General features: G+C 36.2%; 20 protein-coding genes. 17 read left to right on the forward strand and 3 right to left on the reverse strand.

Going from position 1 to position 22,186, the window contains the following annotated elements; translation table 11 throughout:
- Positions 1-8: 8 nt before the first annotated feature.
- Complete coding sequence (locus ACLMCG_RS02760) at positions 9-1,133, reverse strand: 2Fe-2S iron-sulfur cluster-binding protein (protein WP_413958698.1); 1,125 nt, start codon at positions 1,131-1,133, stop codon at positions 9-11.
- 33 nt (positions 1,134-1,166) lie between these two features.
- Between ACLMCG_RS02760 and ACLMCG_RS02765 the strand changes: the two genes are divergently transcribed.
- From ACLMCG_RS02765 to ACLMCG_RS02830, 14 genes are all read left to right on the forward strand, one after another.
- Complete coding sequence (locus ACLMCG_RS02765) at positions 1,167-1,727, forward strand: TlpA family protein disulfide reductase (RefSeq protein WP_413958699.1); 561 nt, start codon at positions 1,167-1,169, stop codon at positions 1,725-1,727.
- A gap of 25 nt (positions 1,728-1,752) precedes the next feature.
- Positions 1,753-2,724, forward strand: a complete 972-nt coding sequence (locus ACLMCG_RS02770; protein WP_413958700.1) for a FecCD family ABC transporter permease — start codon at positions 1,753-1,755, stop codon at positions 2,722-2,724.
- A gap of 350 nt (positions 2,725-3,074) precedes the next feature.
- Positions 3,075-3,452, forward strand: coding sequence for a GxxExxY protein (locus ACLMCG_RS02775; protein WP_223598772.1), 378 nt, complete (start codon positions 3,075-3,077; stop codon positions 3,450-3,452).
- Positions 3,453-3,550: 98 nt separating this feature from the next.
- Positions 3,551-4,474 (forward strand): ABC transporter ATP-binding protein, encoded by a 924-nt coding sequence (locus tag ACLMCG_RS02780; RefSeq protein WP_413958701.1) that lies wholly within the window; start codon positions 3,551-3,553, stop codon positions 4,472-4,474.
- 165 nt (positions 4,475-4,639) lie between these two features.
- Positions 4,640-5,092, forward strand: a complete 453-nt coding sequence (locus ACLMCG_RS02785) for a MarR family winged helix-turn-helix transcriptional regulator (protein ID WP_034694513.1) — start codon at positions 4,640-4,642, stop codon at positions 5,090-5,092.
- 54 nt (positions 5,093-5,146) lie between these two features.
- Positions 5,147-7,540 (forward strand): 3-hydroxyacyl-CoA dehydrogenase/enoyl-CoA hydratase family protein, encoded by a 2,394-nt coding sequence (locus ACLMCG_RS02790; protein ID WP_413958702.1) that lies wholly within the window; start codon positions 5,147-5,149, stop codon positions 7,538-7,540.
- Between the two features lie 83 nt (positions 7,541-7,623).
- Positions 7,624-8,088, forward strand: coding sequence for an IS200/IS605 family transposase (tnpA, locus tag ACLMCG_RS02795; RefSeq protein WP_413958703.1), 465 nt, complete (start codon positions 7,624-7,626; stop codon positions 8,086-8,088).
- A gap of 105 nt (positions 8,089-8,193) precedes the next feature.
- Positions 8,194-9,372, forward strand: a complete 1,179-nt coding sequence (locus tag ACLMCG_RS02800; protein WP_223598776.1) for a thiolase family protein — start codon at positions 8,194-8,196, stop codon at positions 9,370-9,372.
- 36 nt (positions 9,373-9,408) lie between these two features.
- Positions 9,409-9,765 (forward strand): four helix bundle protein, encoded by a 357-nt coding sequence (locus ACLMCG_RS02805; RefSeq protein ID WP_413958704.1) that lies wholly within the window; start codon positions 9,409-9,411, stop codon positions 9,763-9,765.
- Positions 9,766-9,815: 50 nt separating this feature from the next.
- Positions 9,816-11,594: an acyl-CoA dehydrogenase family protein gene (locus tag ACLMCG_RS02810; RefSeq protein WP_413958705.1), complete on the forward strand. Its 1,779-nt coding sequence runs from the start codon at positions 9,816-9,818 to the stop codon at positions 11,592-11,594.
- Positions 11,595-11,800: 206 nt separating this feature from the next.
- The gene (locus ACLMCG_RS02815; protein WP_413958706.1) at positions 11,801-12,112 is read left to right on the forward strand and encodes a hypothetical protein; all 312 of its coding nucleotides are present in this window, start codon (positions 11,801-11,803) and stop codon (positions 12,110-12,112) included.
- A 28-nt stretch (positions 12,113-12,140) separates the two neighbouring features.
- Complete coding sequence (locus ACLMCG_RS02820) at positions 12,141-12,476, forward strand: YegP family protein (protein WP_413958707.1); 336 nt, start codon at positions 12,141-12,143, stop codon at positions 12,474-12,476.
- Positions 12,477-12,556: 80 nt separating this feature from the next.
- Entirely contained in the window at positions 12,557-13,003 is a 447-nt protein-coding gene (locus ACLMCG_RS02825; RefSeq protein WP_223598781.1) for a phosphohydrolase, read from the forward strand.
- 11 nt (positions 13,004-13,014) lie between these two features.
- Entirely contained in the window at positions 13,015-15,063 is a 2,049-nt protein-coding gene (locus ACLMCG_RS02830; protein WP_413958708.1) for a M48 family metallopeptidase, read from the forward strand.
- Here ACLMCG_RS02830 and ACLMCG_RS02835 read toward each other — a convergent pair.
- Positions 15,060-15,776: a DUF2490 domain-containing protein gene (locus ACLMCG_RS02835; protein WP_047375163.1), complete on the reverse strand. Its 717-nt coding sequence runs from the start codon at positions 15,774-15,776 to the stop codon at positions 15,060-15,062. The genes ACLMCG_RS02830 and ACLMCG_RS02835 overlap by 4 nt on opposite strands.
- Positions 15,777-15,847: 71 nt before the next feature.
- A complete protein-coding gene (locus tag ACLMCG_RS02840) occupies positions 15,848-17,659 on the reverse strand; it encodes a TonB-dependent receptor plug domain-containing protein (RefSeq protein WP_413958709.1) in 1,812 nt (603 codons plus the stop codon).
- Positions 17,660-18,174: 515 nt separating this feature from the next.
- Here ACLMCG_RS02840 and ACLMCG_RS02845 point away from each other — a divergent pair.
- From ACLMCG_RS02845 to ACLMCG_RS02855, 3 genes are all read left to right on the forward strand, one after another.
- Positions 18,175-18,306 carry a hypothetical protein gene (locus ACLMCG_RS02845; RefSeq protein WP_413958710.1) on the forward strand — a complete coding sequence of 44 codons (132 nt, stop codon included), beginning with the start codon at positions 18,175-18,177 and terminating at the stop codon, positions 18,304-18,306.
- Positions 18,307-18,313: 7 nt separating this feature from the next.
- Positions 18,314-21,106, forward strand: a complete 2,793-nt coding sequence (gene uvrA / locus ACLMCG_RS02850; RefSeq protein WP_047384686.1) for an excinuclease ABC subunit UvrA — start codon at positions 18,314-18,316, stop codon at positions 21,104-21,106.
- A gap of 126 nt (positions 21,107-21,232) precedes the next feature.
- Entirely contained in the window at positions 21,233-22,000 is a 768-nt protein-coding gene (locus tag ACLMCG_RS02855) for a methyltransferase domain-containing protein (RefSeq protein WP_413958711.1), read from the forward strand.
- Positions 22,001-22,186: the final 186 nt, after the last annotated feature.

Here is a 22,186-nt window from a genome sequence, read left to right on the forward strand (position 1 = left end):
AATAACTCTCAACTAAGATCAAAGTTAAGCTTTATTTTTTTACTTTTCACAATAGACATACAAGCTAATATGTGCCCCTGCTCTTCCTCTTTTTCAGTAAGATATTCATTTTCCAGCAGTTCCACTTCACCTTCCTCCAAAGAACATTCACAACTTCCACAAATTCCGGACTTACACGAATAAGGAACCGGAAACTTTTGAATCAAAAGCTGCTGCAGGATTTTATCCTTGTTATCAGGAAGATGAGTAGTATATTTTTTTCCGAGCATGGTAAATTCAACCTCTATATCTTCAATCAGAGGAAATTCTTTTTCTACAGGATAAATATCATCATTAAATTCTTCAAAAAGTTCAAAATGGATGTTCTTTTTCGGAATTCCGTGGTGATAGCAAGCATTGGCCAATGTCTTGATCATTTCTCCTTTCCCGCAGATCAGCACTTCGTCCACTGCATCCCAGATCGTAGATTCTTCGTCGGTATCATCCAAATGAAGTATCTGATTGATGATAAGATTTAATTTCTTGGCATCCAGTCTGCCATAAAAAAACTGATCTCCTGTCTTCTCCTGGGAAAAAAAGTAAAAAATCTGAAGTCTGTCTCCACATGTTCTGGCAAGATTATCCAATTGATCACGGTACACCAGATCGTCAGAGCTTTTATTTCCAAAAAATAAAAATAACCGTGTTCTGGGTTCGTTGTGAAGAATATTTTTAAAATGGCTCAGAATCGGTGTAATTCCAATGCCGGCAGCAAAAGCTACAATCGTCCTGAATTCACTGGGTTTGGATACGATGGTAAATCTTCCTGCGGGTTCACTCACCCATAGTTCGTCACCAGCTTTATAGTTTTGAAATAATTGCGAAGTAGCCCCTTCAACGGAATTAACTTTTATCCCCAGACATATTTTACCTTCATAGGGAGCCGAAGTCATTGAATAATCATTAATAACCTCTTTCCCATGTGCCTGAAATCTTATACTGACGAACTGCCCGGCTTCAAACCTGAAATTTTCCTTTAAATTCTCAGGAATATCAAACTCCAGAGAAAAAGTATTTTTGGTCAGCTCTTCCTTTTTCGCTATTTTTAACGGATGAAACTGTATCAGTTTCCCTTTATAGATTTGTTGTTCCATAACTTCAATTCAAAAATAGATAAAAAATAATTTATGAAGAAGATAATTTTATCAACGTTACTCCTTACTGCATTGTACAGCTGTAAAAAAGAAGGTCAGAAAACCGAAAATACAGCAGCTGCAGATTCTGTTTCTGTAGCCCAACCTACGGGTGCTGAGGAAAGTACGTATGTTCCCAAAGAACTTTCTCCTGAAAATGTAAGTCAGTATTTAGCAAAAAATAATGATACTTTATATGTCACTAACTTTTTTGCAACCTGGTGCGGACCATGTATGAGAGAAATTCCAAGTTTTAAAAGCAAGATGGAGGAACTGAAGGGTAAACCCGTAAAATTCACTTTCATCAACCTTGATGATAAAGCTGACTGGGCTGATGCTGTAAAGAATTTTGCAACAGAAAATAAGCTGGGAAAAAGTGTGATCTTACTGGATGGACAAAAACTGGATCAAAATTTCTTCACTTCCAATTTCAAACAATGGGACGGAGGTTCTATTCCTTTTACTTTTATGAGAAAAGGAGATAAAACCGATGAATATCTGGGAATGATGACGGAAGATGTATTAAATTCAAAAATCGATTCTTTCTTACAATAAAAATAGACTGAACTTTTTCTGAATCATGTCAAAAAGATTTAAAATCCTGTGTTTGCTATTCGTGATTGCCATTATTATGAGTGCGGTCATCAATCTGAATACAGGATTTTTAAGTTTAGATTTCCAGGATTTCTTCCAGAATTCTGATCATAATCAAATCGCTGAAATCCGCATCAATCGTGTTCTTGTAATGATGTTAGCCGGAATTTCAATTCCTACTTCAGGTTTTCTGATGCAGGAATATTTTCAAAACCCGCTGGCAGGACCTGATATATTGGGAATCACTTCGGTTGCGAGTCTATCGGTTGCCTTTTATATTTTCTTTTCCCACGATATTTTACTTCCAGAGTTTTTACAGAACAGTTTTCTCAGTTTGTCAGCCATTGGGGGAAGTTTGCTCTTAATGCTGATATTGCTGTCAATGTCTAACAGATTTCAGGACAAATCTTATCTTATTATTTTCGGGTTTCTTGTATCTGCTTTTGCCGGGGCCATCGTATCATTGCTTCAGTTTTATGCAGAGAATCAAAGCTTAAAAAACTACATATTATGGTCTTTCGGAGCCAATAATATGGTGACCAGGAACCAGATCTATGTATTGTTTGTTTTGGTGTTAATTGGGACATTTATCTGTTTCAGAGCTATAAAACCGCTTATTGGAAACTCTCTCGGCAGTTCCTATGCACAAAGTTTAGGTGTAAATCTAAAACAGCTGAAGCTTTTAATAATAGTTGCTTCCTCTCTCCTTTCAGCTTCTATTACGGCATTTCTGGGACCAATTCTCTTTATAGGAATTATTGTTCCTCACTTCTGCAGACTCGTTTATAATCCTTCAAAACTTTGGCAGCAGTGGATTCTCAATATGTTTCTGGGAATGCTGATTATGCTGCTATTCTCAGTTATTGCGGAAAAAACACAGATTCCTTTGAATGTAATAAGCTCTGTGTTTGGGATTCCTGTGATTCTGATGATGCTTCTGAAACAGAATAAGGTATAGGTTTTTGTTGGAAACGCAAAGACGCAATAAACTTTTAAAAACTTTATATTTTTAAGACGCAAAGATTTTATCTCCGATAAAATTGAACACCGCGTATTCTAAATATTCTAAAAAAATATCCTAAATCCCTTGCTGAAAATCTTTGATTTTCTTGCGTCTTAAAATACGCCCAATGCATTAAAAAACTTTGCGCCTTTGCGTTTACCCAACATTTCGCATCAATAGGCATACAAGCCACACTTTATAAGAACAATTATTTTTTACTACGTTCTAAAACGCAAATCATTAATAAAAGTCATTGTAATTATTAAACAACTATTCATATATTTAAACTTAATAAAACACCACAAATGACAGAAAATGAATTATCAAAAGTAGTTTTTGAAGCAGGATTAAAGATTCATAAAAAGCTTGGAGCGGGGCTATTTGAACATGTATATGAAGAATGTATGTTCTATGAACTAACAAAATCAGGCATTCATGTAGAAAAGCAAAAATTACTTCCTATTATTTATGAAGATTTGAAAATAGACAATGCTTTTAAACTTGATCTAATAGTTGAAAGCAAAGTAATTCTGGAGATAAAAACTGTTGAATATATATCGCCCGCTCACAAAGCACAGCTTTTAACCTATTTAAAAATGACAAACTGTAAATTGGGGCTATTGCTCAATTTTCAATCTGATATTTTCAAAAATGGAGTAACAAGAATTGTAAACAACTTATAAAATAAACAGGATAAAAATTTGGCAAAGTCAAATTCCTTGCGCCTTAAAACATTATTTTTGTAAAACAATTTGCGTCTTCGCGTATAACCAACAAAAACATGCACCTACAGATCAAACAGGCAAACATCGGTTACAAAACAACATTAATCTCCAATGCCAATGCGGACTTGAAGCTTGGTGACGTATGCTTGTTGATTGGTAATAATGGTGTAGGAAAAACAACGCTGATCAAATCTATTCTGCACCAACTCCCTTTACTGAATGGGGAAATTTCTATTAATGGAAAAAATGTAAAAAGTCTTTCTGTAAAAGAAATTGCTGAGAATATTGCTATTGTTTTTTCAAAATCAATTATTCCGCAGCATTATACCGTTGAAGATCTTATTTCTCTTGGAAAATACATCTACTACCCTTTTTATTTTGAGCTAAAAAAAGAAGACCGTGAGGAAGTGGCCCACATCATTGAAGAACTGGATTTAAATCAATACAGATATACCCTTCTTAAAAACCTGTCGGACGGAAACCTTCAGAAAGCTTTTATCGGACGGGCGATAACCCAGAATTCTCCCATTATTATTCTGGATGAACCCACTACCCATCTGGACGAAAAAAACAAGATTATTATTCTTAAAACCTTAAGGAAACTTGCTAAAGAACAGAATAAACTTATCCTGTTTTCTTCCCATGACTGGAGATTGGCCAAAGAGTTTGCAGACAAAATATGGTATGTAAAGGAAAAACAGCTGTATTCAGGAATTGTTGAGGATATTCTTCTCCAACATGATGAACTCACCAATGCATCATTATTTCAAATCAATGAAACTTTTATTCCGCCATTCATCTCGGCACCGCAGTTTCATAAGGAAATGCTGTATTCTCTGCTTCAAAAAAACTTCCCAAAAGACCTGTCAGCCCTTAATTTTGACTTTCAGAATGCTTTTTGGGTAATTACTAAAGATTCAGCCCGATACCAATGTGAATCTTTTGAAGAAATCATCAATTTGATTCCAAACATTCATTAATACTGAGTTTTCTTTGATTAATCCACATACTATGCATGCATAGTACTATGCTAATCATACAATTTAATCTATTTATTATCAGGTTATTAACAAAATTTAACGTTAATAAATACTATGCATGCATAATATTTATTATATTTGGGTAAAACCATTGGCGCAAAAATGATGGATAATAATAAGGAAAAAATAGAAAACGTAGATTTAATTTTAAAGCAGACCTGGTTGGCTGTTTCTAAAATGTACACAGAACTCGCTCAGGAACATGATTCCACAGCGGTACAGGCCCTTACTCTTCTTAAAATTGACCCTAAAGAAGGAACCCGAAGTACCAATCTTGGTCCCAAGATGGCTATTGAACCCACTTCATTAACGAGAATCATCAAACTTCTGGAAGATAACGGATATATCTATAAGGAAAAGACGACCACTGATAAAAGAGAGGTTATCATTAAGCTTACAGATAAGGGATTAAACTCCAGAAATATGTCAAAAGAAGTTGTTGTCAACTTCAACAAGAAGGTGATGGAAAAAATTGCTCCCGAAAAGCTGGATGCTTTTAAAGACGTGATGACCGAAATCATGAAAATAGCAAACGAATTATTAAACAACAGAAAATAAATTATGATGAGACCTTTGGGGATCATATAATCTTATAAAAATAAAAATTTACATATGAAAAGAAGAATCAAACATGTAACGGTTCTTGGTTCAGGAATTATGGGAAGCGGTATCGCTGCTCACTTCGCCAACATCGGTGTTGAAGTATCACTCTTGGATATTGTTCCTTTTGAACTTACTGAAGCTGAACAGAAAAAAGGTTTGACCAAAGATGACAAAGTAGTAAGAAACAGAATTGCTTCCGAAAACTTTGAAAAACTTAAAAAAGCAAGTCCTGCACTTCTTTATTCACCAAAGTTTGCAGACAGAATTAAAATCGGAAACTTTGATGATGATTTGCCGAAAATAAAAAATACGGACTGGATCATTGAGGTAGTAGTAGAAAGGCTTGATATCAAAAAGTCTGTTTACGAAAAGATTGAACAGTTCAGAAAACCGGGAACATTGATTTCTTCTAATACTTCCGGTATTCCTATTCACTTCCTGACAGAAGGAAGAAGCGAAGATTTCAAAAAATACTTCGCAGGGACACACTTCTTCAATCCGGTGAGATATCTTCCTCTTTTAGAGATTATCCCTACTAACGATACAGCTCCTGAGATCATTGATTTCTATATGAATTACGGAGCAAAATTCTTAGGTAAAACAACCGTTTTAGCAAAAGATACTCCAGCTTTTATTGCCAACAGAATCGGAGTATTCTCTATGATGGACCTTCTTCACAATGTACAGAAATTAGGACTTACCGTTTCTGATGTTGATAAATTAACTGGTCCGGTGATCGGACGTCCAAAATCTGCTACATTCAGAACAGCTGACGTTGTAGGTCTTGACACTTTGGTAATGGTTGCCAATGGAGTTCGCCAGAGCGGCGCTGAAGCCAACGATTTCAATGATGTATTTGCCCTTCCAGGTTATATCCAGAAAATGATGGATAACAAATGGCTTGGTTCAAAAACGGAACAAGGTTTCTATAAAAAAGTGAAAAATGCAGAAGGAAAATCTGAAATTCACGGATTAAATCTTGATACTTTAGAGTATGAACTTCAAGGAAAATCATCGTTCCCTACTTTAGAATTAACAAAAGCAATTGACAAACCAATTGACAGATTCAAAGTTCTGATCGGAGGTAAAGATAAAGCGGGTGAATTGTACAGAAAATCTTTAGGAGCACTATTCGCTTATGTTTCGCACAAAGTTCCTGAAATCTCTGACGAGGTTTACAAAATTGACGACGCGATGAGAGCTGGTTTCGGATGGGAAAACGGACCGTTTGAAATCTGGGATGCTGTAGGTGTTGCCAAAGGTATAGAGCTTGCGAAAGATGCAGGATACGAAGTTTCAGACTGGGTGAAAAACGTAGAAACCTTCTATAAAGTTAATGATGAAGGACAAAGTATTTATGTTGATAAAAACTCAGGAGAATACAACAAAATCCCAGGTCAGGATGCATTCATCATCTTAGACAATATCAGAAAAAATAAAACGCTTTGGAGCAATTCCGGTGCTTCTATTGAAGATTTAGGAGATGGAATTATCAACTTCGAGATCCGTTCAAAAATGAACTCTCTTGGAGGCGAAGTCCTTGATGGATTAAACAGAGCGATTGATTTAGCAGAAAAAGAATACGATGGATTAGTTGTAGGAAACCAGGGAGCTAACTTCTCTGTAGGAGCCAACCTTGCCATGATCCTTATGATGGCTATCGAGCAGGATTGGGATGATTTGAATATGGCGATCGCTTATTTCCAGAAATCAATGATGAGAGTACGCTACTCCTCTATTCCTGTTGTAGTTGCTCCTCATGGAATGACGCTAGGTGGAGGATGCGAAATGACGATGCATGCAGACCGAGTGGTTGCAGCCGCAGAGACATACATTGGACTAGTAGAAACCGGAGTTGGTGTAATCCCTGGTGGTGGTGGTACTAAAGAACTGACTTTAAGAACTTCCAGAGAATTCCACAACGATGATGTGAAAAATAACAGACTTCGTGATGCTTTCATGAACATCGCAATGGGTAAAGTAGCTACGTCAGCATATGAAGCTTATGATATGGGAATCCTTGAAAAAGGGAAAGACATCGTTTCCGTAAGCAAAAACAGACAAATTGCCGAAGCTAAAAAAGTAGCAAAACTATTAGCAGAACAAGGATATACTCAACCTATCGAGCAAAAGGTAAAAGTTCTTGGTAAAGATGCATTAGGAATGTTCTACGTAGGAACTGACCAGATGTTAACCGGAAACTTTATCTCTGCACACGACAAAAAAATTGCAGATAAACTTGCCAACGTAATGGTAGGTGGAAACCTGTCTGAGCCAACAGTTGTTACAGAACAATATTTATTGAATCTTGAAAGAGAAACTTTCCTTCAGCTTTGTGGTGAAAGAAAAACTCTGGAAAGAATTCAGTACATGTTGCAAAATGGAAAACCGCTAAGAAACTAACAGGAAGCTCCGTAGGAGCGAACTGTTAATAGCATGAATAATTTTAAAAATTGGAAAGCCTCGTAGAGGCGGCCTGTTAATGTATGGCAAATACCTACACTCAGATTTATATTCAAATTGTTTTCGCTGTAAAAGGAAGACAAAACCTGATTTCAAAAGAAAACAGAGAAGAATTACATCAGTTTATTACAGGTATTGTTTCCAATAGAAACCAAAAATTATTCGCTGTTTTTGCAATGCCGGACCACGTCCATATTCTTGTAAGTATGAATCCGACATTTTCGGTTTCAGATTTAGTAAGAGATATTAAAGCGGGTTCTTCAAAATTCATCAATGAAAAAGGATGGATCAATGAAAAATTCAATTGGCAGGAAGGGTACGGAGCTTTTTCTTATTCTAAAAGCAGTGTTGATTCTGTTGTAAAATATATTTTAAATCAGGAAGAACATCATAAAAAGAAAACTTTTAGAGAAGAATATCTGGATTTTATGTCAAAATTTGAAATAGAATATGATCCAAAATATTTATTTGAATGGATTAATGATTAACAGGTCGCTCCTACTGAGGCTCCGCAAAAAAAGCATCAACAAATAGCTAGGAACAGTTTACCTCTACGAGGCAAAAATTCTTAAACAATTTAATTAAACAAAAAAATGAAAACAGCATACATAGTAAAAGGTTTCAGAACTGCCGTTGGAAAAGCTCCAAAAGGAAGTTTAAGATTTACAAGACCTGATGTCATGGCGGCTACCGTTATTGAAAAATTAATGGCCGAGCTACCACAATTAGATAAAAACAGAATTGACGACCTTATCGTAGGAAATGCAATGCCTGAAGCTGAACAAGGGCTGAACGTTGCACGTCTGATCTCTTTAATGGGATTAAATACAGATAAAGTTCCGGGAGTTACCGTAAACAGATACTGTGCTTCCGGAAGTGAGGCGATTGCTATTGCTTCTGCAAAAATTCAAGCTGGAATGGCAGATTGTATCATCGCTGGTGGTACAGAATCTATGTCATATATCCCGATGGGAGGTTACAAACCGGTTCCTGAAACGGATATTGCAAAAACAAACCCTGATTATTACTGGGGAATGGGTTATACAGCAGAAGAAGTTGCAAAGCAGTATAACATTACAAGAGAAGAACAGGATCAATTTGCTTTTGAATCTCATATGAAGGCTTTAAAAGCAAATCAGGAAGGAAAATTTGCCAACCAGATTGTTCCGATTCCTGTAGAATATAATTTCCTGGACGAAAATCAGAAACTGCAGACTAAAAAGTTTGATTTTTCAATAGATGAAGGACCAAGAGCTGACACTTCATTAGCTGGTTTAGCAAAATTAAGACCTGTATTTGCCAACGGAGGAAGCGTAACAGCCGGAAACTCTTCTCAGATGAGTGACGGAGCAGCTTTCGTAATGGTAATGAGCGAGGAAATGGTCAAAGAATTAGGTTTGGAGCCTGAAGCAAGATTAGTTGCTTATGCTGCTGCCGGACTGGAGCCAAGAATCATGGGTATGGGACCTATTTATGCTATTCCAAAAGCTTTGAAACAAGCAGGATTAGAGTTAAAAGACATCGACTTGATCGAGCTTAACGAGGCTTTCGCATCTCAATCTGTTGCTATCAAGAAAGAATTAGGCTTAAATCCTGATATCTTAAACGTAAACGGAGGAGCTATCGCTCTTGGCCACCCACTTGGATGCACAGGAACAAAACTTACGGTTCAGCTTCTTGACGAAATGAGAAAACGCGGCAACAAGTACGGAATGGTTTCTATGTGCGTAGGAACAGGACAGGGAGCGGCTTCTATTTTTGAACTACTTTAATTAATTATAGATTTTAAATTATAAATTTTAGATGCAATGGGTTTCAAAGAAGACAATTTGATCCAAATAAAAACTTTTGATTTTGCCTTAAGAATAATTAAATTTTATACTGAATGTAAATCTCAAAACGAGTTTATTTTATCAAAACAAATTCTTCGTTGTGGAACTTCCATTGGAGCAAATGTAGAAGAAGCTATAGCTGCTCAATCTAAAAAAGATTTTATATCAAAGCTTTCTATTGCAAATAAAGAAGCAAGGGAAACAAGATATTGGCTGAAACTTTATGATTCTTCAAATCTTGTTCAAATTGAGATCAGTTCATATTTAAAAGACATTGAAATGATCATTAATATTTTGACTAAAATCATTAAAACATCATCTGAAAATTTATAACAACAAAATCTAATTTAAAATTTATAATCTAAAATTTAAAATAATAACAAATGAGCAATATACTTAAAGGCGGGGAATTCCTAATTAAACAAATTCCTGCAAACGAAATTTTCAGTATTGAAGAGCTGAATGAAGAGCAAAAGATGCTTCGTGATTCAGCAAAAGAATTCATAGACAGAGAGGTAGTTCCTCAGAGAGAGCGTTTCGAAAAGAAAGATTATGCATTTACTGAAGAAACTATGCGTAAATTGGGTGACATGGGATTGTTGGGAATCGCTGTTCCTGAAGAGTACGGTGGTCTTGGAATGAGCTTTGTAACAACAATGCTTGCATGCGATTATATTTCCGGAACTACGGGTTCATTAGCAACAGCTTATGGAGCACATACGGGGATCGGAACTCTTCCTATTGTTCTTTACGGAACTGAAGAGCAGAAGAAAAAATACCTTCCGGATTTAGCAACAGGAACAAAATTCGGAGCTTACTGTCTGACAGAGCCGGATGCAGGTTCTGATGCCAACTCAGGAAAAACAAGAGCAAAACTTTCTGAAGACGGAAAACATTATATCATCAACGGACAGAAAATGTGGATCTCTAATGCAGGATTTGCAGATACATTTACATTATTCGCGAAAATTGATGACGATAAAAATATCACAGGTTTTGTAATCAACAGATCAGAGCTTGAAAATCCTGAGAGTTTAACTTTCGGAGAGGAAGAGCATAAATTAGGTATCCGTGCTTCATCTACCCGTCAGGTTTTCTTCAATGATATGAAAATCCCTGTGGAAAATCTTTTAGGGGAAAGAAACAACGGTTTCAAGATCGCTTTAAATGCATTGAACGTTGGCCGTATCAAATTAGCTGCTGCTTGTCTTGATGCACAGAGAAGAATCTTAAACCACTCTATCCAGTATTCTAACGAAAGAAAGCAGTTTGGTGTTTCTATTGCTACTTTCGGAGCGATCAGAAAGAAACTGGCAGAAATGGCAACCGGAGTTTTCGTAAGTGAGGCAGGTTCTTACAGAGCGGCTAAAAACGTTCAGGATAAAATAGACGAATTGGTAGCAGGTGGATTAAGCCATCAGGAAGCAGAATTGAAAGGTGTTGAAGAATTCGCGGTAGAATGTTCAATCCTTAAAGTATTTGTTTCTGACCTTGCTCAGCACACTGCAGACGAAGGAATCCAGGTTTACGGAGGTATGGGATTCTCTGAAGATACGCCAATGGAAGCTGCGTGGAGAGATTCAAGGATTTCAAGAATCTACGAAGGCACAAACGAAATCAACAGATTATTAGCGGTAGGAATGCTTATTAAGAGAGCAATGAAAGGTGAATTGGATCTTTTATCTCCTGCAATGGCAATCAGCAAAGAATTGATGGGTATCCCTTCATTTGAAGTTCCTGATTACTCAGAATTCATGAGTGAGGAAAAAGCAATTATCGCAAATCTTAAGAAAGTATTCCTAATGGTTTCCGGAGCTGCACTTCAGAAATTCATGATGGATATTGAGAAACAGCAGCACTTATTATTAAATGCTTCTGAAATCCTTAACCAGATCTATATGGCAGAATCTGCAGTATTAAGAGCAGAGAAACATTTCTCTCCTGATTCTGTAGAAGCAGCTATGGCTCAGTTGAACCTTTACAAAGCTGTTGAGAAAATCATCACTGCCGCTAAAGAAGGAATCATTTCTTTCGCTGAAGGAGATGAGCAGAGAATGATGCTTTCCGGATTAAGAAGATTCACGAAATATACCAACCACCCGAATGTAGTAGCATTAACTGAAAAAGTGGCGGCTCACTATATCGAGAAAGGGGCTTATTAGTCTTTAACAACATAAATTTGATTCAAAACGCCTCATTTTGGGGCGTTTTTTATATATTTAAATGATAAAACTAAACATTAAGTATATCAGAACATGAAACTTAAAAAGTATTGGTATGATGAATTGAAATTTAAAAAAACTTTAAATTTCAATAATTTTTGCTAATTTTAGTATAACTAAAAACCATAAAAACACGAAAACATAATATGAAGACATTATTTCCCTTACTCCTTTTATCTGCTGCTCTGACTGCACAAAAAAAGGAAAACTTACTTTCAATTCCCAAAACAGATACCGTAAAAATAATCAGCAAAGGAAAATTTCCCGGATACTTTGCGTTGAAATCAGATCAGCCCAGGACAGAACTTTATAAGATGTTGATTAAGAAACCTGATGATACTATGATGTATCTGGCTTTGAAGGAACCTGCAAAGGACTATTCGCAATACAAAATTTTAAACGCTATTACGCCTGATAAGTTCCAGGTAAGTCCAAAGAAACTCACACCCTCCAAATAACACAACACAAATTCAAAAAACGATAAACATGGGAAAATTTATTATCTCTAAGAGAACAAACGGAGACTTTCAGTTTAACCTCAAAGCAGGAAACGGACAGGTTATTTTAACCAGCCAGGGCTACAGCACAAAGCCATCCTGCGAAAACGGAATCGGATCTGTAAAGACCTATTCACAGGAAGATTCAAAATTTGAAAGAAATACAGCCAATGACGGCAGATGCTATTTCAATCTAAAGGCTGGAAACGGACAAATCATAGGAACCAGCCAGATGTATGAATCTGACAACGGCATGGAAAACGGAATAGAATCTGTAAAAAACAATGCTCCACACGCCCACGTAGAGGATGAAGCGGATCTTTAAAATGAATTGAAATAATCTTAATAAAAATGTCTTATTTTTTTAAGGCATTTTTTATTTTTGTACTCTATTTTTCATTAGAAATGACAAAAGAAGAATTACTGAATAGAGCAATCAAAATTGCCGACAAAGCCCATAAAGGACAAACCGATAAATACCATGCCCCATACATAGCCCACGTAATGCGTGTGATGAATTATGGTAAAACACTGGACGAAAAAATAGTTGGTGTACTGCATGATGTAGTAGAAGATCATCCGGAAGAATTCAGTCTGGATTATTTAAGGTCTGAAGGGTTTCCAGAATATATCATTTTCGCCATCAGCTGTCTTACCAAATTTGATCCGGAAGAAGAGTATGATGATTTCATTAAAAGAACAGAAAGATCTCTGCTCTCTGTTGCGGTAAAGCTAAATGACCTTCGTGACAATATGGATCTTAGAAGAGTCAACAGGGAACTTACGCCTAAGGATATTAAAAGATTCAACAAATATCTGAAAGCGTATCGTTATCTGATAGAGAAATATTAATAAAAAAACACATGACTAATAACCTACCTAAAATTTCATCAGCTTATCAATCCAAGCTGGTCTCTGCTATTGTATCTATTTCAGTTTTTTTCCTGATCTATCTGATACTTATACTCGCCTCACTTCTAATGATCTTCTTATTAGGATATGGGGCAATAAAGCTGTTAAGTATTTCTCTCAATTACTTTACAGTTTTTGGTGCAGCAGGATTGCTAAGTGTTGGAGTTTTTGTATTTATATTTCTTGTTAAATTTATTTTCAAAAAAACACATTACAGTACCCGTCATCTGATAGAAGTCAACAGATCCCACCAGCCAGAGCTGTTTGCCATTATTGATGAAATTGTAGCTGAAACCAAAGTAAAAGCGCCGCAGAAAGTTTTTCTTTCACCCGATGTGAATGCCAGCGTAAGCTACAATTCTATTTTCTGGAGTATGTTTTTGCCGGTTAAGAAAAACCTGACGATTGGAGTCGGACTTATCAATTCAACCAGTGTAGGAGAATTAAGATCCGTTTTAGCCCATGAGTTTGGACATTTCTCTCAAAAAAGCATGAAAGTGGGAGGCTATGTGAATCAGGCTGAAAAAATAATCTTTGAAACGGTTTACAATAATAAAGAGTATGAAAATTTCATATTGGAATTTTCAGGAGGCAATGCTGTTTTTAAAATTTTTGGTCTGATATCGGTCAGTTTCATCAATGCATTTCAATCTGTTCTTAAAAGTATATCAAATTTTCTTTTCAAAAACCATGCTTCTCTCCAAAGAGAAATGGAATACCATGCAGATGCTATTTCAACCTTTATTACCAATCCTGAAGAGCAGACTTCATCTCTGTTAAGGCTGGAATTAAGTGATGCGGCTTTTAATTATTCTTTTAATTTTTATGTTGAAAGCCAGCAAAAATATCTTCCAAAAGATCTTTATAAGAACCAGATTTCTTTAATGAAAATTTTATGCGAAAGAAACAATCATCACTACGTAAACGGGCTTCCTAAAATAGATCCAGAAGATCTTACCCGATATAATAAATCCAGAATAGAAATTGAAGACCAATGGACTTCACATCCGGATATCTTAAAAAGAATTGAACGGATTAAAACAAACGAAACCAGGAATACAGCTGCAGACCACAGGTTTGCAAAAGAGATCATCAGTGGCTTTGATACTATCTGCGAAATCATGACGTCAAAATTCCTCACTTTACGCAATGTAAAAAATGTAGGAGAAGTGATAGATGATGAAAGCTTTATACAACTCTATCTGGGCGATAGTACCTATAAAACTTTCAGTTCAGATTTTAACGGATATTACGAAAGGCATAATCCTATTGTAGAAAATATTGAAGCTGTAATTTCAGGTTCCTCACCTCATCATGTATCAGAACTTTTCAGTGACAAAAAAGTATCTCTGGTCTACGAAAAATCCGGAATAGAGAGTGACATACAGACTCTGCAATATCTGGCGACCTATCCGAAAGAAATAAAAACTTTCAGATTTGATGGCAGTCTATACAAAGCAAAAGATGCCAGAAAACTTATTCCTGGTCTTGAAAATGAGCTGAAAAAGGTACAGGAAGAGCTTCTTGAAAATGACAAAGCTATCTTTCAGCATTATTACCATATTTCTGATGAGGATCTGAAAAAAGACCTGCTTGCCAAGTATAAGAAACTGGCCGTTATTGACAGAGAATTTGACGATTATCAGAAAAGTCTTAATGAATTTACGGTATATCTGCAGTTTATGGCGGTCACTTTACCTTTTGAAGAAATCCGTAAACATAGAGCCAAGCTGTTAAAAGCAGAAGAACCTTTTAAACAAAAAACCAGAGAACTTCTTGAAAACTCAGCTTATAAGGAAGCCTTAAGTAATGAAGACAAAAACCTTTTCCAGGAATTTGTAGATTCCGAATACATTTACTTCAACAAAGACAAATATCTTGAACATGAGGTAAGTGCTGTATCCCTGCTGATTGAAAAATACCGGGCATTACTCAGCGATCACTATCTTAACTCTAAGCTGGATTTATTAAATTTTCAGTCAGGTTTAAATAAGAATTAATCCGCACCAGGGAAATCGTAAGTCTTCGTATGATGATCCGTTCCATCAATGTTGATATTTAACGCAAGGTAAACGAAATGTAAATTTTTGTTCCCTTTCGCTTCAAATTCACGCTGCCAAAGATATCCGCTCACGATTCCAAAATAATCATCAATCTGATAACCAAACCCACCATACACTCTGTTTCTGGCAAAACTAGGCTTCATCGGGCTTACAAAGAAGATTTCGTCATATGCATTAGCGAAGACCGTTCCTTTCTTAATTGTTTTGGAATTTAAAGGAACACTTACATTCAAACGGTATCTGTAACGCATTCTTTGGGAAGTCAGATCTGTTTTTGGCTCATAAAACCAGCTTTTCTCAACACGAAAACGGTTTTCAAACTTTACGATGCCTTTTTTAATATCAATGACATCCTGAAGCCATACTCTGAACTCTTCTCTGCTTAAACTGTGCTCTTTATAGTTGACATATCTTCCCAACCCAACGAAAGGCTTATGGTTTTTGGTAAGATTATACCCTATTCCCCCTTTTATCTCGTAATAATCAGGGTAGGTATAATCTTCATTACCACGCATCTGCCCTTCTGCGTAAAGGAAAAATTTCGGATGAAACTTATAGGTCAGAGTCACTGCATTGAAGCTGGAAATATGTTCCTGTGCTTTAAAAAAAGAAATTCCAAGTAGTAAACCTAGGCCTATAAGACGTTTCATAAAAAATTTTTGCAAATGTATATTTTTTAACAATTTGTTAATATTAACTTTCATTAATATTAAATTAACACCTACTTAATATTAATTGTATAAGAAAACCCAATGTGGAACCACCTTTGCGGCATTGCCACTCCAAATGCTTCCGTGTAGTTTGTATTGGTAATATTGTTAATCAAAACATACACTGAGTAGTCTTTTTTAGCAAAACTCAGCTTTTCATCAACAAGATTATAAGTTCCAAGATTCACTCTTTCATTATAACGATAAACAAGCTCGTTGGTAAAGTTTTTCAGGAATTTCACCTCTAATTTGGAAACCAGCTGGTGCTTCAGATTATCCAGAATATATCTTGAAACCAATCCGATTTTCTCTTCATATTTACTGTCGATATAAGTATAACCAATCGTGTATTTCAGCCAGTCTACCGGCCTGTGGCTCCACTCTGCTTCTATTCCTTTGGTTTTAATATCTCCTACATTTTCTGCAAACCATACTTTTTCACTCAGGTCATTTTTAACCCAGTCAATAGAATTGCTGGAGTTCCTTAGAAACCCGCTTATTTTAGCTAAAATTCTGTTATTCTGATATTGATATCCTACCTCGGATGAAAGCGCATTTTCAGGCTGTAAATTAGGATTTCCCTGTTCTGTTCCGCTTACATAATAAAGTTCGGTAAAAGTGGGTATACGGTGTACTTTTGCAATATTTCCGTAGATTTTACTATTGGGATTAAAGTTATAACCGACATCCAAGCCAGGATAAAAGAAATTTCCTTCTTTAGAATAGTTGGCCCATGAAATTCCCGGACTGATGTTCAGCTTTTTATCCAGTAATGAAAAATGATGTTCAAAGAAAACCTGAGATACAAAACGGTTTCTATCACCCAGATTACTGCTCACCAAAAATTCTTTTCTAAGCTCTACTCCAATTCCGGTTGTACCCAATCCCCATTGGTAGCTGGAATTCACCTCGCCGCCTACATTATTTCCAATATGCATATTTCTGTAAAAATCAGGATCCCATCTGTTATAAAGGTACATATCCTGCCCTCTTCTCCAGTATACATTTGAATTAAGTTTCAACTTTCCAAAAGTCTGCTGATGAGCTACACTTACAATAGATGCCTGTGTTTCCTCATACTGTTTTGTTGCAGCACTGGAAGCATAAAAACCATTGGCGCCGAATTTCTTTTCTGAAAAACCAGCCTGTACTCTTACATCCCCGTTTTTGATATTCAGTTTTCCCTGATAAAATACATTTCTGATCTCATAATCAGTATTAAACATATATCCTTCCGAAGAAGCAGAATTGGCCTGAAGGGAATTGGTAAACTTTTCATTTCCTATCTGCGCATTGAAACCAAGACCATACGTACTGAAATCTCCTCCTTCTGCACTGATCTTCACTTTTTTTCCCGGAACAGCTTTGGTAATAATATTAATAACACCCGCATAAGCATTCTGCCCGAAACGTCTGGCAGCAGGCCCTTTTATGATTTCAATCTTTTCTACCTCATCCAGATCAACCGGAATATTCATATTGTTGTGTCCGGTCTGGGAGTCATTCATTCTGATTCCGTTCAGAAGCAGAAGAACCTGCTCAAAAGAACTTCCCCTGAAACCGATATCACTCTGCACCCCATTGGCTCCTCTCCTTCTGATATCCATTCCCGGTACCTGCTGAAGAATTTCGTCTATACTTTTAGCCGGAGAATTCACAATATCTTCTCTGCTGATAACGCTGATATTCTGGTTGGCACTTTTATAAGGTGTAGAGATAAATTTTCCCTGAAATTCAATGCTTTCAATATCTGTTGTCTTCTCCTGTGCATTTACCCAAAGTAAAGATCCCAGAAAAAAAGCACTTCCTATCTTTTTGATCATAATCGTTTCCGTAGTTTTTTATAACAGATCCCAAAAGTAAGGGAGTTCACCAAGACAGGCAAATGATAGTTGTCATAAAAAAAGATGCAGCGTAATGCTGCATCTGTGTGAGGGAGTAATTCTATCTTTTCTTCATTAAATGTGTAACCAGATCTCTGAATAATTTTCTCATTTCTTATTACATATTTAAGGGTACAATTTTAAATAATTTTGAAATACAAAACAATAGTTTCATAAAAAAAATTAACATAATTTCTAAAACTATACAGAATGCTGTAGAATAAACAGTAAAACAGGAATAAATCACAAAACCAGCTTCATTTTATCATTTTCCGATGATTATTTTCCAATTTAAGTCGTGTGATTTACCATTTATAATAATAATTTTTAATAATAATTTTTAACAATAATATATGCATAAAATTTTCACTAAAAATTCGTAATTTTGTGGGTCTTAATTTTATGATGAAACTATTCTGTTTCAACTGTATTTTTTTAATGCATTCTTTTAAAAAATGAAGCTAAAAAGATCAGACAGATTCAAGAATAGAGGAAAAATTCAATTGATGACAGCCTTGGAATATTCTGTGGCAAAACACCATTATATACTGGCAGCCTTAATGCTGTACAGTCACTTTTATGAATAAACAAAATATGGCTAATACAACAGAAATAGACATAAAAAAACAGATTTTCGTTAAGAATGCACATCTTAACAATCTGAAACATATAGATGTCCTGATCCCGAAGAATAAACTGATTGTTATTACAGGAGTTTCAGGAAGCGGTAAGTCATCTCTGGCCTTTGATACCATTTATGCTGAAGGACAGAGAAGATATGTTGAAAGTTTAAGTTCTTATGCACGTCAGTTTTTGGGGAAATTAGAAAAACCCAAAGTAGATGATATTAAAGGACTTGCGCCGTCTATTGCGATCCAGCAGAAAGTAATATCTTCCAATCCGCGCTCTACAGTAGGAACCTCTACAGAGATCTACGATTATATGAAACTTCTTTTTGCCAGAATCGGGAAAACGTTTTCTCCTGTTTCAGGGGAAGAAGTAAAAAAAGACTCGGTTTCTGATGTGGTAGATTTTATCAAAGCATCCAAAAAAGATACTTCTTTCTTATTGACAGCTCCTTTGGAATATGATGCTGACAATTTTAAAGAAACACTGAATATTTTAAAACTGGCAGGTTTTACAAGACTGGAAATCAACGGAAACTTAGCAGGAATTGAGGATCTGGAAAGCTTTGGATTTGCTCCTGAAAAAGGAATGACGATCAATCTTGTCATTGACCGTTTCTCCTATGAAGAAGACGAAAGCTTTTTGCAGAGACTTGCGGATTCTATTCAGATGGCATTTTATGAAGGGCGCGGCTATTGTTCATTAAAAAATACAGATACTGAAAAAGTAAAGGAATTTTCCAATAAGTTTGAACTGGACGGAATTGAATTTCTTGAACCGAATGTTCATTTTTTCAGCTTTAATAATCCATACGGAGCATGTCCTGCATGTGAAGGATACGGAAAAGTAATCGGAATAGACGAAGATCTTGTAGTTCCCAATAAAACATTATCCATTTACGAAGACGCCGTTGTCAGCTGGAGAGGTGAAACCATGAGTGAATGGAAAAAAGACTTCATCAAAAAAGCAGGTGACTTCCCTATTCACAAACCTTATCACCAATTAACAAAAGAACAGAAAAGTTTCCTTTGGAAAGGTGACGGAAAAAGCAGTTTCCCATCCATCAATAATTTCTTCAAAATGCTTGAAGAAAACTTATATAAAATTCAGTACAGAGTTATGCTTTCACGCTACAGAGGAAAAACCCTTTGTCCTACGTGTGAAGGATTGAGACTGCGTGAAGAAACAAGCTGGGTAAAAGTTGACGGACATAATATCCAGTCGATGATAGAACTTCCTTTGGATGAGCTGGCTCCGGTAATCAATGGACTAAAGCTTTCTGATCATGATAAAGAGGTGGCCAAAAGACTGATCTATGAAATTACAACCCGTCTGGAATTTTTATTAAAGGTGGGATTAGGCTATTTAACATTAAACAGAACGTCCAATACACTTTCAGGAGGAGAAAGTCAGAGAATCAACTTAGCAACAAGCTTAGGAAGTTCTTTGGTGGGTTCAATTTATATTCTGGATGAACCTTCTATCGGTCTTCACTCCAAAGACACGGAAAACCTGATTGAAGTATTGAAAAATCTTCGTGACCTTGGAAATACCGTAATTGTGGTAGAACACGATGAAGATGTAATGAGAGCCGCGGATTATATTATTGACATTGGTCCGGAAGCGGGTTACCTTGGCGGTGAACTGGTATTTGCAGGAGATTATAAAGATCTGAAAAAAGCCAACACCCTTACTTCCGAATACCTTACAGGAAGACTGGAAATTGAAGTTCCGAAGAAACGAAGAAAGGGAAAGGAATGGATTCACATTAAAGGAGCCCGTCAGAACAACCTTAAAAATATAGATGTAGATGTTCCTCTGGAAAGCCTTGTTGTTATTTCCGGGGTTTCAGGAAGTGGAAAATCTACGTTGATGAAGGAAATCCTTACGAATGACATTCAGATCCAGCTTGGAATGGGTGGTAAAAAAGGAGACTATGATTCCGTAGAATTCCCGAAAAAACTGATCAAAAATATTGAATTGATTGACCAGAATCCTATTGGAAAATCATCCCGTTCAAATCCGGTAACCTATTTGAAGGCGTATGACGATATCCGTGATCTTTTTGCCAAGCAGAAAGTAGCGAAAATGATGGGCTACAAACCTAAACATTTCTCCTTCAACGTAGATGGCGGAAGATGTGATGAATGTAAAGGAGAAGGCGTTATCAACGTTTCTATGCAGTTCATGGCAGACATCGAGCTTGAATGCGAGGTTTGTAAAGGAACACGATTCAAAAACGAGATCCTTGAAGTGAAATTTGATGAGAAAAACATCTCGGATATCCTTCACATGACTGTAAATGAAGCATTGGAATTCTTTAAAGATAATAATGAAGAGAAGATCGTAACAAAACTGAGACCTCTTCAGGAAGTAGGTTTAGGGTATCTGCAACTGGGCCAAAGCTCTTCTACCCTTTCCGGTGGTGAGGCACAGCGTGTAAAACTGGCTTCATTCCTTGTAAAAGGGGTAACAACGGACAAAACCTTGTTTATTTTTGATGAACCTTCCACAGGACTGCACTTCCATGATATTCAGAAGCTGTTGAAATCACTACAGGCATTGATTGATCTAGGACATTCCGTGATTGTTATTGAACACCAGCCGGATATCATCAAATGTGCCGATTATATCATTGATATCGGTCCGGAAGCAGGAAAACACGGTGGCGAAGTTGTATTTGCAGGAACTCCTGAAGACCTGACAAAAAATAAAAAGTCTTACACCGCAAAATACATCAAGGAAAAACTTGAACAATAAAATTAAAAGCGACCGTTTTAATAACAGTCGCTTTTTTTGTGCTGATTTAAATAATAACGGGCCGTATTCTCACACCTGCTTTAAAATAGATTCTTTACCTTTATATATCATTTCAAAATTATTTTTATGCCCTGGAATCCCGAATTATACGATCAGTACAAAGATGTACGCTACAAACCCTTTTACGATTTAGCAGCATTAATCAAACCTGAAAACAATATAAAAGCCATTGACTTAGGCTGTGGTACCGGCGAACAAACTTCCATTTTAGCCGAAAAACTGACAGGTTCTACATTTTTAGGAATTGATTCATCAGCAGAAATGCTTGAAAAATCGAAAAAGTTTGAAAATGATAATTTACACTTTAAGCTTCAGAGCATTGAAGAAACAGCACAGTCTGATCAAAAGTGGGATCTTGTTTTCAGTAATGCGGCTCTGCAGTGGGCAGACGATCATGAAACTTTATTCCCTAAAATCATTGGACTGCTAGCACCTGCAGGACAGTTGGCTATTCAGATGCCTGTGCAGAAAGAAAATATCCTCAATCAAATCCTTACGGAAATGGCAGATGAAGAGCCTTATGCATCACAGCTAAATCATTTCAACCGTGATTCGCCGGTGCTTTCAATGGATGATTATGCGCAGATTCTTTTTGATAACGGAATTCAGGATATAGAAATTTTCCAGAAGGTTTATCCTATTATTGCAGATGATCATGAGGCTTTATATGAGTTTATTTCAGGAACAGCGTTATTACCTTATCTGGAACGTCTGGAAGGAAATCAAAAAGAAGATTTCATTACCGAATTTAAATCACGTATCGCACAAAGGTTTACAAAATATCCTGCCATCTATGCCTTTAAGCGGATACTGATGTATGGCCGTAAAAAATAAAAAATATTAAAACAGAAACAGCTGTCTCAGAATTCAAATAGTTTGAACTTTGTCATTGACTACGTCGAATCTTCGATTTCTGACGAAGGAAGAATCTCATTAATAACCAATATATGAGATTCTTCACTACATTTCATTTCGTTCAGAATGACATTTCTGAGACGACTGCTTCTGTTTATTAATAAA

Origin of the sequence: Chryseobacterium sp. S90 (assembly GCF_047444895.1) — a bacterium.
Lineage (GTDB): Bacteria > Bacteroidota > Bacteroidia > Flavobacteriales > Weeksellaceae > Chryseobacterium.

Bases quoted from the DNA above. Each gene is read 5' to 3' on its own strand.
- ACLMCG_RS02760 (WP_413958698.1), bottom strand. From the start codon at position 1,133: ATGGAACAACAAATCTATAAAGGGAAACTGATACAGTTTCATCCGTTA.
- ACLMCG_RS02765 (WP_413958699.1), top strand. From the start codon at position 1,167: ATGAAGAAGATAATTTTATCAACGTTACTCCTTACTGCATTGTACAGC.
- ACLMCG_RS02770 (WP_413958700.1), top strand. From the start codon at position 1,753: ATGTCAAAAAGATTTAAAATCCTGTGTTTGCTATTCGTGATTGCCATT.
- ACLMCG_RS02775 (WP_223598772.1), top strand. From the start codon at position 3,075: ATGACAGAAAATGAATTATCAAAAGTAGTTTTTGAAGCAGGATTAAAG.
- ACLMCG_RS02780 (WP_413958701.1), top strand. From the start codon at position 3,551: ATGCACCTACAGATCAAACAGGCAAACATCGGTTACAAAACAACATTA.
- ACLMCG_RS02785 (WP_034694513.1), top strand. From the start codon at position 4,640: ATGGATAATAATAAGGAAAAAATAGAAAACGTAGATTTAATTTTAAAG.
- ACLMCG_RS02790 (WP_413958702.1), top strand. From the start codon at position 5,147: ATGAAAAGAAGAATCAAACATGTAACGGTTCTTGGTTCAGGAATTATG.
- tnpA (WP_413958703.1), top strand. From the start codon at position 7,624: ATGGCAAATACCTACACTCAGATTTATATTCAAATTGTTTTCGCTGTA.
- ACLMCG_RS02800 (WP_223598776.1), top strand. From the start codon at position 8,194: ATGAAAACAGCATACATAGTAAAAGGTTTCAGAACTGCCGTTGGAAAA.
- ACLMCG_RS02805 (WP_413958704.1), top strand. From the start codon at position 9,409: ATGGGTTTCAAAGAAGACAATTTGATCCAAATAAAAACTTTTGATTTT.
- ACLMCG_RS02810 (WP_413958705.1), top strand. From the start codon at position 9,816: ATGAGCAATATACTTAAAGGCGGGGAATTCCTAATTAAACAAATTCCT.
- ACLMCG_RS02815 (WP_413958706.1), top strand. From the start codon at position 11,801: ATGAAGACATTATTTCCCTTACTCCTTTTATCTGCTGCTCTGACTGCA.
- ACLMCG_RS02820 (WP_413958707.1), top strand. From the start codon at position 12,141: ATGGGAAAATTTATTATCTCTAAGAGAACAAACGGAGACTTTCAGTTT.
- ACLMCG_RS02825 (WP_223598781.1), top strand. From the start codon at position 12,557: ATGACAAAAGAAGAATTACTGAATAGAGCAATCAAAATTGCCGACAAA.
- ACLMCG_RS02830 (WP_413958708.1), top strand. From the start codon at position 13,015: ATGACTAATAACCTACCTAAAATTTCATCAGCTTATCAATCCAAGCTG.
- ACLMCG_RS02835 (WP_047375163.1), bottom strand. From the start codon at position 15,776: ATGAAACGTCTTATAGGCCTAGGTTTACTACTTGGAATTTCTTTTTTT.
- ACLMCG_RS02840 (WP_413958709.1), bottom strand. From the start codon at position 17,659: ATGATCAAAAAGATAGGAAGTGCTTTTTTTCTGGGATCTTTACTTTGG.
- ACLMCG_RS02845 (WP_413958710.1), top strand. From the start codon at position 18,175: ATGAAGCTAAAAAGATCAGACAGATTCAAGAATAGAGGAAAAATTCAA.
- uvrA (WP_047384686.1), top strand. From the start codon at position 18,314: ATGGCTAATACAACAGAAATAGACATAAAAAAACAGATTTTCGTTAAG.
- ACLMCG_RS02855 (WP_413958711.1), top strand. From the start codon at position 21,233: ATGCCCTGGAATCCCGAATTATACGATCAGTACAAAGATGTACGCTAC.